Origin of the sequence: Vibrio sp. SG41-7, from assembly GCF_014164465.1 — a bacterium.
GTDB classification, from domain to species: domain Bacteria; phylum Pseudomonadota; class Gammaproteobacteria; order Enterobacterales; family Vibrionaceae; genus Vibrio; species Vibrio splendidus.
Genome location: NZ_JACJFF010000007.1, coordinates 12,723 through 29,002, shown reverse-complemented (window position 1 = coordinate 29,002; position 16,280 = coordinate 12,723). Strand labels below are relative to the sequence as shown.

Genomic DNA, 16,280 nt, shown 5'->3' with positions numbered 1-16,280 from the left:
GAATCTTCAATCTAAAGGGCTTGTTGAACCTTACTTGCGATCTCTTCAGACACCCAAGGCTTCCAAACTTCTGGAGAGCTTTCTAAGAAGTAATACATAGCTTCTTCTGCATCTGCTTGATTGTCTTCCATCCAAGCTAACATCTGGCTCATTTTCTGATTGGTGAAACCACGTTTCTGGAAGTATTCGTAGGCAAGAGGCTGGCTCGTTGCGAAGCTCTCCGTTGTTACCGTGTGAACCGGCGCTGGTGGGAACATCGTCACTTTAGGTGATTCACAGTCAGGCTGAGTAGTGCAGTTTCGAAATTCCTCGACGTCTATACCGCTACCAAAATCAACTTTAACCATCTCATACTTACCTAGCACAGGCGTAGGTGACCAGTAATACCCAAACCATGCTTTTTTGCGTTCGTAAGCTTTCGCTATCGTACCTGCTAAAGCGGCACCAGATCCGGGATCAACCATTTCAAAATTGTGATCTTCTAACTTAAGCGCATCGAACAGGTGACCGGAGGTAATCTGACAAGTCCAACCCGCAGGGCAGCTGTAAAACGCAAATTTCTCATCATCTTCTGGGTGTTCAAATAGCTTTGCGTTTTTAATCACACCTTCAATGGTTGTGAGCTCTGGGTACTGTTCAACAAGGTAGTTCGGGACCCAAAACCCTTCTTCACCCCCATTAACCAGCGACTTACCTGCATAGCGTAATCGTTTATCCGCTACGCCTTTGTCGAGTGCCTCTTTGATTCCGTTTGTCCAAAGTTCGGGCGCGACATCTGGCTGACCTTTTTCGATCATAGAGGTACCCGTTGGAACGCTATCTCCGGGGATAAGTTGTGCGTCGCAGCCATAACCTTCATTAAGAATAAATTGGTCTACGTGTGCTATTAGGCTTGCCGAGTTCCAGTTCATATCGGCTATCGTGAACTCACCACACTCATTGGCATGAGAAGGTAACGCTAGAGCGGAGAGCACGAAAATCGCTGATGTTTTGATTTTCATATGACGAAATCCCTTTAATTGTCAGATGGTTGAAATTGTATCTAAGCAAAAAAACTTAAAGGGATAAAGAGCAATCACCCAGATATTTGTGACTTATTTGAACTGACTACGATCGGTCTGTTTCTAGGTTAGATGAGAGGAGTTGGAATAAAAGATAAACCACACATTTAAAATGGACAGCTAGGCAGTATGTATTCAACGCACCTTATTTGTTTTTGAAATCCGTTCAGTGAAATTGAACAGAGGTTAAATCTAATTGAATTTAAATTACCCGAGTGATTTGCTGTAATGCGCTCAATAAACAGCCAGTTAATCTATTTTGTTGATCTAAATCTAAGGAGAAGCTTTGCATAAGTCCGCTTTAGCTTTGATGTTACTCTTTTTATCGACTGTCGCTTCGGCAGCTGAGTACCAGCAACTCGCCAATATGTGCATTGCTTGTCATGGCAGTAACAACGACACCTCGTTTCCCTCTACCCCCAACCTTAAATGGCAAAACCAAGTCTACCTTACTGAGCAACTGACTGACTTTAAAAGTGGTAAGCGTGAGGACAAAACGATGTCTAAAGTCGCGCAACTATTGTCAGAAGAAGACATCAAGAAGTTAGCCAATTACTTTTACCAACTGAATAACACAGGGTCACCGCAATGAGTTTAGATAGAAGACAGTTCCTTAAAGCCGCGCTTTCAGCAACCGCAGTATCTGCATTACCGGTGTCGTGGGTATTTGCTGCGAATCGCCCTGAAGGTTTAGCTGCACTGGACATCAATGCATTAACGTGGGCAAAAGCAGAAGATCTACCGGATTACTACACCGTTTTAAATACCAACCCTTTGAATGCGTATCCGCCAGAAAGTATGCTTGCGCCTGCTGTGACTCCTGCAGATGTTCCCTTTGTTCGCTGGAATGGCTTGATGCCAGATTTTACGGAGATGGACCCAGATACTTGGACCTTCGAGGTGAAAGGTGAATCGGTAAAGCAAAGCAAAACCTATACGATCGCAGAGTTGAAATCGAAGTTTAAGCATCATACTCAAAGCTTGGTTTTAGAGTGTGGTGGTAACAGCCGTAATAACTTTTATCCAAGCACCAAAGGCAATCAATGGAGCAATGCTGGCGTCTATTGTTCACAGTGGACAGGTGTGTTGTTGAGCGATGTGCTTAAAGACTGTGGCATTAAAGATGATGCGGTTTACGTCGGTAACCATGGTTTTGATAAACACTTGAGTGGTAAAGGTGAGGCGATTTCACGTGGCGTTCCCATAGCAGCTGCGATGAACGATAACGCGTTAATCGCATGGGAAATGAATGGCGAGCCGATCCCTTATCTCCATGGTTATCCGCTACGAACGGTATTTGGCGGCCGACCGGCTTCTGTTTCTCAGAAATGCACGACCGGCATCAGTATTCGAAATAAGATCCATGATGGGCACAAGATGGCAGCTCCTGCCTATCAAGTTCCTAAGAACCCAATCGCACCGGGTGAGAAAGTGGATAACAAAGATTTCCGAATCATTGAAGAGATGATTGTTAAATCGTTAATTACTTCGCCAAAGAGTGGCACTGAGTTTGCGTTAGGTAAGAAGGTTAAAGTCAGTGGTCATGCTTGGGCTGGCTTGAGAACCGTTGAGAAGCTGCAAGTGAGTTACGATTACGGTACTACTTGGCATGATGCGAAGCTGAACAAGCCAGTAAATAAGGGCGCGTGGCAACAGTGGGAAGCCGATTTAGACCTTCCTACGACCGGTTATTACGAGATCTGGGCAAAGGCAACCGACAGTGAAGGCGATAGCCAGCCAGTCGTACAACCGCAATGGAACCCTAAAGGTTATCTGTTCAATGGTTGTCACCGTATTGCTGTAAGAGTGTCGTGATGCCGTCTATTTCCAATAAGCCTAATTATGGCCGTTCGAAACAAGTCAATTTGATTGATGGTCACTCATTTCATGCAGACTCAACTCCTGTCAGTCAGCGCAGTTACCGTAAAGGCATAATGAGAGCGGCATTGGTGTGTAGCTTATTAACGTCGATGCTTGTTCATGCTGAAGACATTCCAGAGAACCCAAAAGAGTACTACGGCGTAGATAAAGCGTCGGGTCTGATCATGGCTCCCGGTTGGGAGACAGTGAAAGGGCAATGTAACGCCTGCCATACCAGCTTAATCGTTGCTCAGAACAGCGGCAACAGAGAGCAATGGCGTGAAACCATTCAGTGGATGGTCGACACTCAAGGGCTGTGGGATCTGTCGGATACTTGGGATCCGGTATTGGACTACCTCAGTACTTACTATCAAGACAAAGGCATCGATATGAACAAGTATCGTCGTAAGCCAATTGATAGCGCCTTGATGCCACCTATGCCGGGAGAGAGCCAATGATCATCAATCGATTAAAACGGACCTCTCTTGTAAATGGAATTGTTGTGAATGGAGCTGTTGTTAATAGAGCTATTGTAAATGGAATTGTTGCAAATAGAGCTATTGCGATAGCCGCTGCAGCAATAGTTTTGTCGCTGTCGGCGTGTACTGACGAACAGCCGAGCATTGAAGATAAAGTTGCCTCGCGAGTCGAATCATTAGGAATAGAGTCGGAACCCGCGCCGAAGCTTGAAGCGGAAGCTAAAACTGAGGTTGAAACGCTTGTCGATAGCAAGGTAATCACCAAAGATTACATACCTAGCTTAGTCTCAGGTGAGAAGTTGGTTCAGAATCTATGTAGTCAGTGTCATGGCGACAAAATCATTCCCTTCGTACAATCTTATCCAAATATCAAAGGCCAGAAAGCTGGGTATATTCTTAAGCAACTGCGTGATTTTAAAAGTGATGAACGCCAAGATTTGTACATGCAGTCGGTGGTGAAACACCTTTCGGATGAAGACTTACAAGATGCGGCGGCGTTTTATAGCACGTTGAAGCCATTGGATTTATACAATCGCACTAAAGAGTATTATCGCCAATAGGTGAGGCTTTCTGGGACGTTGGTTAAGTTGGTTTTTACGAGGTTCGATAGGTAAAACAGTTGATAACGATAGGTAAAACAGTAAATAAAACAAAGGGCTGCGATTATGCAGCCCTTTGTCGTTGTTGTTTGTCATAAGCGTTTATGCCAGTGGTTAAGCCGCTTTAATGTGCGTGGTAATGTACGGTTGCCATGCTTGTTGGTAAAGCTCTAAAGATTGGCGTCTTAGGCTATTGATTTGTGCCGCTTCGATATCGTTGATTGGGCGATGTTCTGCAATTGCGTGACGCTCAATGCCTTGGATAATTTCGTACAGCTCGTGCTCAGGACCACTTTTCACATCAGCAATCGCTTTTAAGTGAAGTTGAACCTCTGCAATGATGTTGGTTTTAGGTAAACGAACCAACAAGTTAAGGTCACGGTAGCCAGAGTCAGCTGGTGATTTAAACTTGTTTTTCAGCTTAACAACGTCTGCTTCACGGCTTAGCGCTTCGTACACTTCAACCAAGCTCTCTACATCGTTCGCGATGATAGTTGCACGGGCTAAGTCGGTAATTTTTGTCACATCACCATCAAGCTCAAGGGCGATTTTTTCTTCTGCGCGAGCTTGAGATTTAACGCCAGCAAATAGCGCTTCAGAATTGGTGAGTAGGGCAGTACTTTTACAGATAGTTTCTAGTTCAGCTTGGCCTTGATGCGCTTTGCTGTACAGAATATCGAAGTCGGTGTAAGGCTGAGTCGGGCGTGAGTCGAAGGCTTTGATGCCGTAAAGGCCGCTCAAACTATGACGGAATACGTTTGAAGATATTTGGTTTTGCGCAGGAGTGCGCGTTTGATCTGTTGAACTTGTTGAAACAGGTGCTGCTGCGAATGCAGGCGCTCGGCTCAATACCAAAAGCATTAGGGCCGTCGTACGGAGAAATACACTCATTCAAACTCCAAAATACAAGGTTACAAAAAACGGGTAGTCAAAAGGGGTAACCAGTAACGCACAAGAGTAAAAACAGCTTAACTAAACTTACTACATATTAAATGGGGCTAGTTAAGACAGAAACCAACTCTAACGTTTAATATTGCTTTAAAATGTGAAGATATAGACAAATAATCCAAGCGTTAGTTCCGCGATTATCAGAACTTTGAACTTAGCCAGTTTCTGATTTTATCGAAAGCAATTTGGTACTTTAAACCAAGCTAAGGTTGCTCTTACCTCTCTATACTGTACCCTTGCATTATGACTGTTTAACATGAACGAAAGATGAATAATCCTGAATTTTGGCACAATAAATGGGCAGCCAACCAAATTGGTTTCCACCTCGAAGATGTAAACCCACTTCTGATTAAATTTTGGGAAAAGACTGAGCCTAGCTACGAGAAGAGTGTGTTTGTTCCACTTTGTGGTAAAAGTGAAGATCTGATTTGGCTAGCTTCAAAGCATGAAGATGTTCAAGGTGTCGAGTTAAGCCAGATTGCGGTTCGCGCATTTTTTGCAGAGCACCTTTATACGCCGACTGTGACTCAAATTAGCGGTCAGCACGAGCTCTACCAATTCGATGAACTGAACATCTACACGGGCGATTACTTCTCAGCGCCAATCCAGCCTGTCGATACCATTTATGATCGCGCGTCTTTAGTCGCATTGCCTGAAGAGATGCGAGTGCAGTATGTAGAGCGTTTGAAACAACTGCTGAAACCGGGTGGTAAGATCCTTCTGGTGACTCTAGATTACGACCAAGACGAGATGGCAGGGCCTCCGTTTAGCGTACCTAAACTAGAGATTGATCAGTTGTTCGCGGGATACAAAATCACATTGTTGAATCAAGATATTGCAGACGATGAACATCCGAAGATTGCCAAAAAAGGCTTGTCTCGATTTAGTGAAGAAGTGTACTTGATTGAGTCAGACGCTTAAGCGCAGTGAGCTCTCTAGCGAAAAGACCGCTTCAATAAAAAAGATAACACCAACAAAAAGACGGGCTCGATAGCCCGTCTTTTTGTTGTTCAGATTTGAAGTCGTGATTGTTCAGAATTGAATAGCTGGTTAGTAAATTACTTTTACTTTAGAAGCACTCTCAATTGCATCTTCAATCGCAGTCTCAGTGCTGTTGCGACGAGTAAGCGCCACACCTAGACGACGGCGACCATCGATATCAGGTTTACCAAACAAGCGAACTTGCGTCTGTGGTGCGTCTAGCGCCTCTGTAAGACCTTCAAAACGAATGTTGGTTGAAGTGCCTTGGCCCAGAATAACCGCTGATGCACACGGACCGTATTGCGTGATGGATTTGATCGGCATACCAGTAAAGGCGCGTACGTGCAGTGCGAATTCCGATGAGTCTTGAGACATAAGAGTCACTAAGCCAGTATCGTGTGGGCGAGGGGATACTTCGTTGAAGATAACGTGATCGCCTTTAACAAACAGCTCTACGCCGAAGATACCGTGACCACCTAGTGCATTAACCACTTGTTCAGCGGTGTATTGCGCTGTTTTAAGTGCGTTGTCTGACATGACTTGTGGCTGCCATGATTCACGGTAATCACCATCTTCTTGGCGGTGACCGATAGGCGCACAGAAATGCACACCGTCGACTGCGCGAACGGTTAGAAGCGTGATCTCGTAATCAAAGTCGATGAAGCCTTCAACGATTACGCGACCCGCGCCAGTACGACCGCCTTCTTGTGCGTAGTCCCAAGACTTTTGAATGTCTTTCTCTGTTTTGATAACGCTTTGGCCTTTACCTGAAGAGCTCATTACTGGCTTAACAACGCAAGGCATGCCCACGAATTCAACAGCGGCAGCGAAGTCTTCAAAGGTGTCTGCAAAGCGGTAAGGAGAAGTGCTCAGCTTTAGCTCTTCTGCAGCTAGGCGACGGATACCTTCGCGGTTCATCGTTAGCTTAGTCGCATTTGCAGTGGGAACGACATTTAAGCCTTGCGCTTCCAGCTCTACCAACTTGCTGGTGGCAATAGCTTCAATTTCAGGAACCACATAATCTGGTTTTTCAAGTTCAATGACTGCTTGCAGTGCATCGCCGTCTAACATGTCTAATACATGACTACGATGTGCAACTTGCATTGCGGGTGCGTCTGCGTAACGGTCACATGCAATAACTTCCAAGCCTAAACGTTGGCACTCGATAGCAACTTCTTTGCCGAGTTCACCTGAACCTAATAGAAGTACACGAGTAGCATTTTCACGAGTAGCAGTACCAAACATAGAAATTCCTTCCGATCTTTTGAGCGATTGATTGAAAACGGGGTGATCATACTTATTTCAATGATAAAAGCAAACGTTTGCGCAAGTTGTTGCGTTAATTGCAGGTATAAAAAAAGCAGCCCCGTTAAATAGGGCTGCTTATTTAAAACTTTGTTAATTAGATGTACTTAGATTGCTAAGTAAGTCACTGGAATGTCGGGATTAATCGCTTCTAATGTAGACTGCGTATCCGCTAGGTGACTGATGCTACCTTCGGCAATTTCAACCAACGCTGCACTTTCAATCTGTTCAAAATCGAAGCCAGCCAGTTTAAGTTGAATCAACGCCACTTGTAGAGGAGGTAAGCTCGGGTTGAACGCTGCGTTTTCAGCGTAAGCACCGGTGAAAATCTCACCCGACGTCAATTGCAGTGAAACACCACTTAGGTTTTTGGTGTAAGGAGCATGGCTGCGGTTTAGTGCTGCTAGCGCTTCTACAACAATAGGCGTTGTTTCTTCAGTCGTGTGTTTATGATCAAGCTTAGTCATTAGGCCAGTCGTCACACCTAAATCAGCAGGGCCGAATGAGTCTGGTAGGTACTCTTGCAGAGACATTTCATCACGTTGTGGCAGCTGAACCTTAAGCTCTTTCGCTGTGGTCAGTTCGTTCATGAATTGACGACAGTGACCACAAGGGCTGAAATTGATTGTGATATCAGAGATACCTTGTTCGCCTTTCATCCAAGCGTGGCTGATTGCAGATTGCTCAGCGTGTACTGTTTGGCCAAGTTGAGCACCAGCGATTTCAAGGTTTGCACCAAAATACAGAGTGCCAGATAAACCACGCACGATTGCACCAACATAGAAGTCAGATAACGGAGCGTAAGAATAGGCTGCGGCAAAAGGAAGTAGCGCAATACGTAGCTCGTCATCCGCTAAACCACTTGCTTGCAGTAGGCTAGCAAATTGTTCTGGAGACAATGTCGCGTCAAAGTTGTCTGCTAATACGATGTCACTCAAAAGTGCTTTGATTGCTGTTGGAGCACTTTCCAGCGCCAGGGTAATACGACTGTTCATGTTGAATCCTTAATTGACCTTAGGCTTTAATTCTATGCAATGCTCAGGAATTTTCTGTGACTTTGATCACTAATGAGTTGTTGTTGTTACATTGGTTTGCATAATTAGAGTGAGGTCACAGATGAAATCGATTGCAAGAGTAAAAACTACTATTGATATCCCACTTATTGGCCTAAACAGGGCGCGATTTGACTGCTATTGCCGAGTAATTGCGAGAAAAAAGCCCAAGCTATCACTGAAATAATCAGGTTATGCTTGGGCTTATTGATATCTGTAACGCCTAAAAGTCGCGAACCAGTGAGTTTAGCTATTTACCAACTCATCTATTAGAGCGCGTATAAACTGTAATCAAAGTGGTTAAGAATAGAACCAAACCACGAGCGAAAATATACTCGGTGCAATGATTGAGGTGATAACCCCACAAAGAACCAATGCCAACGAACTGAATGCAGCATCTTCCTGATTCTTTTCAGCACAGGTCGCAGTACCTAAAGCGTGAGACACGGTACCCATGGTTAAACCACGCGCAATAGGGCTCTTAATACCAATGAGATTGTAGATTGGATAAGCAAAAATTGCCCCAAATAGACCAACAATCAATACCAGTATTGCCGCAATTGCTGCTTCACCACCTAAATGGCTCGATACTTCCATCGCAATTGGTGTGGTGACTGACTTACCTAATAAACTCGCAATCAAAGTTAAGTCCGCTTTAAAAGCCACTGCGATTAATGCTGTCGTTGTCATCGACATCACACTGCCTAGCGTGCAAGCAAAGGTGATGATGCGCCAGTTTGCTCTGATTTGAGGTAACTGTTCGTAAAGCGGGTAAGCAAGGGCAACAACCGCAGGCTGCAGCATGTAGGTAATCCAGGTGTTGTCTGCATAGTAAGTCTCAAACGGTACTTTGAAGAACGTGAGTATCGGAATGATGATAACAATGCTGATAAGCAGGGGATTACACAGCGGCGAGTTTATTTTTTGACTTACCCAGCGAGCAAACAGGAATACCACGATGGTGAGTATAATCCACATGATCAGTCACCTCTCGAAAGCAAGCGGTCTAAAAACCATGATAAGGACACCAACACCAGTAACGTGCCGCCAACGGCGCTCGCCATAATTGGCAATGCGTTCGCGATGAGCATGTCGAAGTGATCCATCAACCCAACACTGATCGGAACAAACAGTAAGATCATTAGGCGGATAATCAAGCTTGCACCGGGTTGTACCCAGTGCGAAGGAACAATACCAATCACCATGGCGGCAAACAGAATCAACATGCCAAAAATACTGCCTGGGATTGAGGTATCCAAAAAGTGCTGTAACGCGTTACCTGCTGTAAGTGCACCTATGATTAAGGTGAAGGAGATTAAGCAGTAAACCAGTTGGATCAATCTTTCTTTCAAAGTGTTACGTCTCTTGATAATGGAATTAGCTAGCTAACTTTTCTACGTACTGATAAACCGCTTTCAAGATAGCCATTTTCTTCTCGTCGCTTTCATGTTCATGCGCGAGGTTTTCAAGGTTGAGCATGTACTCTTCTAAACGGCTCTCATAAAACTCACGACAATGGTTCGCCCATTTCAATTGCTCAGCTTCGTCGAGCGTCCATGGGAAATGACGAGCACGGTAACGGAACAGTAACGGTTTAATTCGTTCATCACCGAAGGTGATATCTAAAGCTGCCAAGTTATTTGGGTCAGTTTCGCGGATGATGTTCATCGCTGTTTTATCTGCAGGTGAAAAGAAACCGTCGTAAAGGTGTGTATCAACATCATCACTCTTTTCGTACTCTCGCTCTTGTGAGTACAGGCCGATCAGTTTTTCGCGAATCTCTGGGTGTTCGCGCAGCAGTGCTAAGTTCTTCAAGCATTGTTGGCGATCGATACCGATGGTTTCAGCATTTTCAGCCGTCAGCGTTTTGGCTGGAGCAAGAATAGGGCACTTGTTCAGTTGAACCAATTTGATTGGTACGGGTAGCTCGTCTTCACCCAGTTCACTGCGTTTGGTGTAGAGTCTGTCTCTGAGTTCATCAGCGTCCAGCTCTAACAGTGGGCTTGGATCTTTGGCTAAATCAACCACGATAACGGCATTTTGATTGGTTGGGTGCCAAGCCATAGGCACAATCCAGCTTGTGTAGTTGCAGTCACGGCCAAACATGCCCGAAACGTGCATCAATGGTGTCATGTTTACAATATCAACCAGGTCATTCAGCTTACGCTTATGACGCATGTTGTAAAGGTAATCGAACATCTTAGGTTGTGCTGCTTTCAGCTTCTTCGCTAACTCGATAGTCGCAATAACATCGGCCATCGCATCGTGCGCGTTCTCATGTTCAATGCCGTTTGCCACAGATAGGTGTTCCAGTTTGAAGCTTGGATAACCTTCTTCGTTCTCTGGCCAAACAATGCCTTCAGGGCGCAGTGCGTGAACAGCGCGCATTACATCTAACAGATCCCAACGTGAGTTGCCGTTCTGCCAACTCCACGCATATGGGTCGATGAAGTTTCGGTAACAGGTGTAACGCGTTACCTCATCATCGAATCGAATACTGTTGTAGCCAAGGCTTGTGGTGTTTGGTTTCGCTAACTCAGCATGGATCTTAGCGATAAACTCTGGTTCAGGAAGACCTTGTGAAGCCGCTTTTTGTGGTGTGATACGGGTGATCAGTGCAGCTTCAGGCGCAGGGAGGTAATCAGCGGGAGGTTGGCAATAGATAACCAGAGGCTCTCCAATAACATTGAAATCTTGGTCGGTACGAACACCCGCAAACTGACTCGGACGGTCTTTTGCTGGGCTAACGCCCCACGTTTCGTAATCGAAAAAGAAGTAGGTCGGCTGATTATCTGAACTCATTGAATTTCCTGAACAGCAAGCGCGGAACGTTTACTGTGGCTGAAGGTTAGTTTTGTTCAGTATCTGATAGTATGCGGTACGCGTGCAACCCAGATCACAAATAAATTGCTGGAAAACGGTGCTTTACTATTCAATCGAGTCGGTGGGGAAGGTTTTGAATCCAATTGTGGCTTTTCTCTGGTCACAATTCTGCCTGTGTACCTCTTTTTTACCTATCTTTTCACCTTAGCTGTTGTAAGGCGATGAGTCGGGTTTCAGGTTTACCGCGAATGAGTTTGTTTGTCTTTTACTCTAAAGCCGTGTGATTAGAAACACCTCGTTGTTTTTTTGACTGGTGGTTAATCTGCTGTACCTGAGGCTAATCCGCTGTGCTTATGTCTAAACCGCAGCGCAGATGTTTAAACCCTAGTGCAAATGTTTAAACCCTAGTGCAAATGTTTAAACTGCTTCACTTGTCTGTCTAGGCTCTGTCCAATCAAGGTGTTTTTCGCAATACAATCCCCTTAGATTTAATTGTTTTTTTGGTATTTATGATTGTCGGGGGTTAATTTAACTGGAGCGTTATGTCTGTCTCATTTTTAATACTTTCTATAATCCGTGTTTGAATTGGATATAAATGAAACTCTAATATTTCATTTTTATTACAATTTATTTTAATTGTCAGAGTGTTTCACTTTTGAGACTGTATTGCAACACGGTGATCTATATAGTAATTAACCTGAATATAATAAGGGTTTATTCTTGTCCTTTATTCTTGTTCTTTATTTTAGGGTTACTTTAATTAAGGTCTTTTTATAGTAGTAATTACGTACAAAAATAAAGGAATTAAGTGTAAAACCAGTTTTATATATAATTGGTAAAAATGATCCAATACCATTATTATTGTTAGTGTTATTTATATCAATTTGCGTGATCTTATTCTCACTGCGCCTCATTTCTTTATAAATAAGTGTCAATATATATATTTTCTAAATAGGATTGTTGTTACTTAATTGTTAACTTTGATTGACTATTAGGTAACCCTAATAATAAAGCCGATTTTATATAAAGGATTAAAGAAATGAACAAAGTCTTTAAGGTTGTTGCTGTATCTGCACTTTCTATCTCTTCAGCGAACGTTTTCGCTGTGAGTGACACTTTTGATGCAACACTAGAAGTAAAACAAGCAATTACAATGACAAAAACAAGTGATCTTGACTTCGGTATCATCACTTCAGACAATACAACGGACGTTGTTATCGCTCAAGGTGATGCTGGAGCTGCGGCATTTACTCTTTCTGGAGAATCTGGTGATGCAGTAACAGTAAGTATTTCTGATACTAACTTGGTTAACGGCGTAAATACGATTGCAGCTGAATTCGACTTTAATAACGCTATTACTCTTACCGGTGGTACTGCGGCTCTTAATATTGGTGGTACTGCACGTACTTCAAGTGCGACATTAGTTGCTGGTACATATACTGCTAACGTTGCAGTAGATGTTACTTACCAGTAATTAAATGAAACCAGTGTAATATTGTGGCTGCTATAAAGCAGCCGCTTTTACTATGAGTGTTCTATTCAAATGCGCGATTTATATTGGTCTGATGATTTACTCCAGCCCTTTTCATGCGCTAGAAATTATTCCTGAGAATATGGAAGTGAAATTTCCGGGTATGTATATCTCTGGGTCGGGCCAGAATGCGGATTCAAACCCATCCAATAGTCAGGTTTATGTGGTTCGTTTTTATGTTGAAGGTGAGCCTGGTAAAAAAATCGTGGTTTCTCTCCCTTCCAAGCAATATCTAAACCATTCTCGTAAATCCAAACGCCTGCGTATTAGAAAGTTTTATTTTGGTTGTGGCTTATCAAAGCGTGGTAGAGCCAAAATCAACGGGAATGGAAGAAGCAAATTATTGTGTATTGGTGCCAAAGTGAAAATCGGCGCTAACCACCCAGCAGGCCTTTACACCAGTACAATCCCTTTTGAGGTTAATTATAAATGAAGTTGTTTATCTCATGTGTTCTCGGCTTAATCTTCACAACACAAGCCTATGCTCAGTTACTTATCGCACCGACTCGTTTTGTGCTGGATGCCGACACTTCGGTGACTGAAAAAATCGTCGTCGAAAACAATTCAGATCAACCGATTCGCTTGGAGATAAAACCGATTTATCGCCCGGTAAAGGCGAGTGGCTTAGTTCGAACTGACGCTAATATCGCGCAATCAGAAGATATCGCGAGTTGGATTAAAGTGTCACCACCAATAATTCGTGAACTTAAACCCAATCAAAGACGCACGGTTCGCTTACGTATGAATGCTTTACCTGCTGACATGGCTGATGGTGAATATCGTGCTTACTTGTGGTTTTCCCCAATAGCAAAAGCTGCAGAGCTATCAGACATTGCGTTGTCTTCAAGTAAAACCAACAGTGATGGTTCAGCCTTTCAACTGAACTTTCACATCAACAGTTATGTACCTGTTTATGTTCAGAAAGGTGAGCAGGTGCAAGATGTTAAGTTTGGGTGTGACAACCAAAGCATCAAGATTCGCAACGACGGTAACTTTCAGTTTACTGCGAAATTGAATGTAGACGAGCATAGCGAAAAAGTGGTGCTACTTCGTAATGCTGAATTAACCAAGCCTTTCCCAAAAGGCTCAAAGATCTCACTGGTTCAGAACGAACAGCCTCTGTACGAATGTGTTCTGTAGTGCTCGTTTCATTGTCGCTGACTCTATAAAAGCCAGTGTTCAATTGCATGGTTTGGCGGCTTTTGTTGCTCGCTTCACTGTTTCCTTTTGGTGCGTATTCGCAATCTAAAGCAGAAAGTGAGGCGAGTGAACTCTATCCAGCCCATGTTGAAGTTCGAGTCGGGAAAGTCGGGGATAGCTTTTATCGTGTCATGATGGATGACTACGAAGAACCCTTCATTTCGATATCCAATGCCGCTTTTTATCTGCTCGAAATGAATGGTCAGTGTGATGAAAGCGGATATTGCGAACTGTATTTGCCTCAAGATGTGGGAAGAGAATCTCCTCCGTACATTTTAGATACCGAACAAGCCATTTGTTATCGCGATGACACCAATATCCAGTCGATCAAATATCAAGTCATCGACTCAGAAACTTACATCCACTGGTACAGCTTGCAAGCTTGTATCCCAGCAAAAGTGCGTTGGGATATTGATGATTATCGGCTCACCGTTACTCCAGAATTCAGTTCATTGACTGAACTGGAAGCCGCTATTTCTAAGATGAAAAATGAATCACGTAAAAAGGCCGAGGATCTCAAGCGAGCTGAAAACACGCCAGCTTTCGAACCTGTTGCCGCCGTGGGTTTGGCGACTCGGTTAGCGACTTCGGTTTATCACGACAGTGAAACTGGCGGTGATGTTTACGCAATTTCAGACACCATATTAAGCACTGAACACTCCTTGTCTCGCTTGTCGATTGATTCACGAGAAGATAACCCCATCGTTTATTACAACATTGCGGTAGAAGCTCATGACGGTGAAGGCTCTTTGGAAGTCGGCCATGTGTTATTAGATGGCAGTGTCTTTACCGTGAATCAAACCCTCGAAGATGGGCTCTATTACACCAACCGAAAGCGACAAACAGAGTTCGGTAACCTTCAACTCGAACGAACCACTCAACCCAACATCAGTATCGATGTTTTGGTCAATGGCATTTATCAAACCACTTATCGCTCTGATGAGTTTGGACGTTTCGTGGTTGAAGAAGACAACATCTCCCCCGGTGACACCATCAAGTTTCGCTACTACTTATCGAAAGGTGTCTGGCAGGAAGAAGAGATCACCGTCGCCGGTTTAGAAGATGCATTTCTGCCAAGTAATGAGTGGGGCGTGCAAGTGGTAGGCAATGAAGGTGCAGACCGAGCTGGCGCTGTGTCGCTCGAATATGGGCTTGCCGATTACTTCACCGTGGGTAGTGCCTTTATGAGGCAAAATGGCAAAGACTTGATTGGTGTTCAAGGACGATACTTACCGGCGCATTGGTTCGCGGGTCATATCGGTTGGTTACCTGAGTTCAATCGCTTTCCAATGGAGTTTGATATCTTGATCAACGGCGATCAGTCGGCATCGATAGAGCTCAATAAAACCGATGAATTGGACTTAGAGTCGATGGAGTACGATGTTTTCAAATACAACCTGTCGCTTGCCAATCTAACGGCCTTTTTGACGGTAAGGGATGATGAAGATGAGTTGAGCGTTGAACCCAAGTTGAACTCGAAAGTGGCTCGTAATCTGTTTGTCTCATACGCCGGTGACTATCGATACATCAAAGCTTCTCATCAAGACGATTACCTCCATACGATTGGCTTGGCTAAAAGCGGTTTTTCGGATACGTCGTGGAATATTTCTGGAACTGTTGATGGCTCTGGTCATCATGAACGAACGGAGCTGTCTCTGAGAAATGCGTGCAAAGAGTGCCTGTTAGATCCGTTGGAGGTTTTTCAAGAGCTCACGACGAACGTATCGGCTCGCTATCAGAAACAGGAAGTTTCGTTTTCCGCTTCTTTAGAAGCTCGAGTGAACCCTTATTTACTCTTTAAGCTAGAAGGAACCGAAGACCGATACGGTGTCGAGATGACGACAGAATTCGGTGCTAAAACTTACTTTGATGAAAGCATTGGTGAGTTTGTTGAGTGGAATCGATACAACCATTCTAAGCTGACGGGCGTTGTCTACGATCACCACAGACAACCCATACCAGGCGTAAGCCTACAAATCTTGGACCAACGAGCGGTCAGTGATGCAAAGGGCCGATTTGAATTCTCAAGTGTTCCGGCTCGAGATAATCTACCTATCTATATCGATGAAGGGGCACTCGACCTTAACCTCACGCCGATTCAAAACCCTGTGTTTGTAAACACTAAGCAAGTCGGGCTAACTCATGCTCACATCGAAATGGTGGTGTCATTTGGCGTCGATGGCACAGTGGAAGGCGATCTAGAAAACAGTGCTTATCTGCACTTTAAACATATCCAGAAAGGCACCGAGTATTCGAGCGAGATTGAGAGCGATGGCTTTTACATGGTAGAGGGGCTCATCGCGGGCAAATACATTGTGACTTTAGAAATGGGCGACAAGCGATACGTGCAAGGTGCCGACTTGGACGGCGATTTCTGGGTAAGCGACCTCACATTCAACCTCATTGATTTTCATAAGGTGTACTAAATCCGATCGTTTTGA

At 44.1% G+C, this 16,280-nt stretch carries 16 protein-coding genes; 9 read left to right on the top strand and 7 right to left on the bottom strand.

The annotated features are described in order from the left end of the window. Positions 1-11: 11 nt before the first annotated feature. Positions 12-1,001: an ABC transporter substrate-binding protein gene (locus H5300_RS03155; protein WP_048617330.1), complete on the bottom strand. Its 990-nt coding sequence runs from the start codon at positions 999-1,001 to the stop codon at positions 12-14. Between the two features lie 346 nt (positions 1,002-1,347). Between H5300_RS03155 and H5300_RS03150 the strand changes: the two genes are divergently transcribed. The 4 genes from H5300_RS03150 to H5300_RS03135 are packed head-to-tail and all read left to right on the top strand — an operon-like array spanning position 1,348 to position 3,960. Beyond that, a complete protein-coding gene (locus tag H5300_RS03150; RefSeq protein WP_182795389.1) occupies positions 1,348-1,653 on the top strand; it encodes a c-type cytochrome in 306 nt (101 codons plus the stop codon). After that, complete coding sequence (locus tag H5300_RS03145) at positions 1,650-2,876, top strand: molybdopterin-dependent oxidoreductase (RefSeq protein ID WP_182795388.1); 1,227 nt, start codon at positions 1,650-1,652, stop codon at positions 2,874-2,876. The genes H5300_RS03150 and H5300_RS03145 overlap by 4 nt, the downstream gene beginning before the upstream one ends. Beyond that, positions 2,876-3,379, top strand: a complete 504-nt coding sequence (locus tag H5300_RS03140; RefSeq protein WP_182795387.1) for a cytochrome C — start codon at positions 2,876-2,878, stop codon at positions 3,377-3,379. Before H5300_RS03145 ends, H5300_RS03140 begins: the two co-directional genes overlap by 1 nt. Beyond that, entirely contained in the window at positions 3,376-3,960 is a 585-nt protein-coding gene (locus tag H5300_RS03135) for a cytochrome c (protein ID WP_182795386.1), read from the top strand. Before H5300_RS03140 ends, H5300_RS03135 begins: the two co-directional genes overlap by 4 nt. Before the next feature lie 153 nt (positions 3,961-4,113). Here H5300_RS03135 and H5300_RS03130 read toward each other — a convergent pair whose 3' ends face one another. Next, entirely contained in the window at positions 4,114-4,890 is a 777-nt protein-coding gene (locus H5300_RS03130) for a RelA/SpoT domain-containing protein (protein ID WP_048611816.1), read from the bottom strand. Positions 4,891-5,214: 324 nt separating this feature from the next. Here H5300_RS03130 and H5300_RS03125 point away from each other — a divergent pair, with 324 nt between their 5' ends. Next, complete coding sequence (locus H5300_RS03125; RefSeq protein ID WP_102568915.1) at positions 5,215-5,868, top strand: thiopurine S-methyltransferase; 654 nt, start codon at positions 5,215-5,217, stop codon at positions 5,866-5,868. 129 nt (positions 5,869-5,997) lie between these two features. Here the strand turns inward: H5300_RS03125 and purT are convergent, their stop codons facing one another. The 5 genes from purT to sbcB form a co-directional block, all read right to left on the bottom strand. Beyond that, positions 5,998-7,173, bottom strand: coding sequence for a formate-dependent phosphoribosylglycinamide formyltransferase (gene purT / locus H5300_RS03120; protein WP_182795385.1), 1,176 nt, complete (start codon positions 7,171-7,173; stop codon positions 5,998-6,000). Positions 7,174-7,340: 167 nt separating this feature from the next. After that, positions 7,341-8,228, bottom strand: a complete 888-nt coding sequence (gene cdd, locus H5300_RS03115) for a cytidine deaminase (RefSeq protein WP_004734864.1) — start codon at positions 8,226-8,228, stop codon at positions 7,341-7,343. A 357-nt stretch (positions 8,229-8,585) separates the two neighbouring features. Beyond that, on the bottom strand, positions 8,586-9,263 hold the full coding sequence (locus tag H5300_RS03110; protein ID WP_182795384.1) for an LrgB family protein: 678 nt from the start codon (positions 9,261-9,263) through the stop codon (positions 8,586-8,588). A 2-nt stretch (positions 9,264-9,265) separates the two neighbouring features. After that, on the bottom strand, positions 9,266-9,637 hold the full coding sequence (locus tag H5300_RS03105; RefSeq protein WP_182795383.1) for a CidA/LrgA family protein: 372 nt from the start codon (positions 9,635-9,637) through the stop codon (positions 9,266-9,268). Between the two features lie 25 nt (positions 9,638-9,662). Further along, complete coding sequence (sbcB, locus tag H5300_RS03100) at positions 9,663-11,087, bottom strand: exodeoxyribonuclease I (RefSeq protein WP_017091224.1); 1,425 nt, start codon at positions 11,085-11,087, stop codon at positions 9,663-9,665. 1,060 nt (positions 11,088-12,147) lie between these two features. On the opposite strand from sbcB, the gene H5300_RS03095 reads away from it, so the two are divergent. The 4 genes from H5300_RS03095 to H5300_RS03080 are packed head-to-tail and all read left to right on the top strand — an operon-like array spanning position 12,148 to position 16,265. Next, positions 12,148-12,582, top strand: coding sequence for a DUF4402 domain-containing protein (locus H5300_RS03095; RefSeq protein WP_004734871.1), 435 nt, complete (start codon positions 12,148-12,150; stop codon positions 12,580-12,582). A gap of 52 nt (positions 12,583-12,634) precedes the next feature. Continuing rightward, complete coding sequence (locus tag H5300_RS03090) at positions 12,635-13,072, top strand: DUF4402 domain-containing protein (RefSeq protein ID WP_182795382.1); 438 nt, start codon at positions 12,635-12,637, stop codon at positions 13,070-13,072. Then, positions 13,069-13,779, top strand: coding sequence for a molecular chaperone (locus tag H5300_RS03085; protein WP_182795381.1), 711 nt, complete (start codon positions 13,069-13,071; stop codon positions 13,777-13,779). Before H5300_RS03090 ends, H5300_RS03085 begins: the two co-directional genes overlap by 4 nt. Positions 13,780-13,826: 47 nt before the next feature. Continuing rightward, on the top strand, positions 13,827-16,265 hold the full coding sequence (locus tag H5300_RS03080; RefSeq protein WP_182795380.1) for a carboxypeptidase-like regulatory domain-containing protein: 2,439 nt from the start codon (positions 13,827-13,829) through the stop codon (positions 16,263-16,265). Positions 16,266-16,280: the final 15 nt, after the last annotated feature.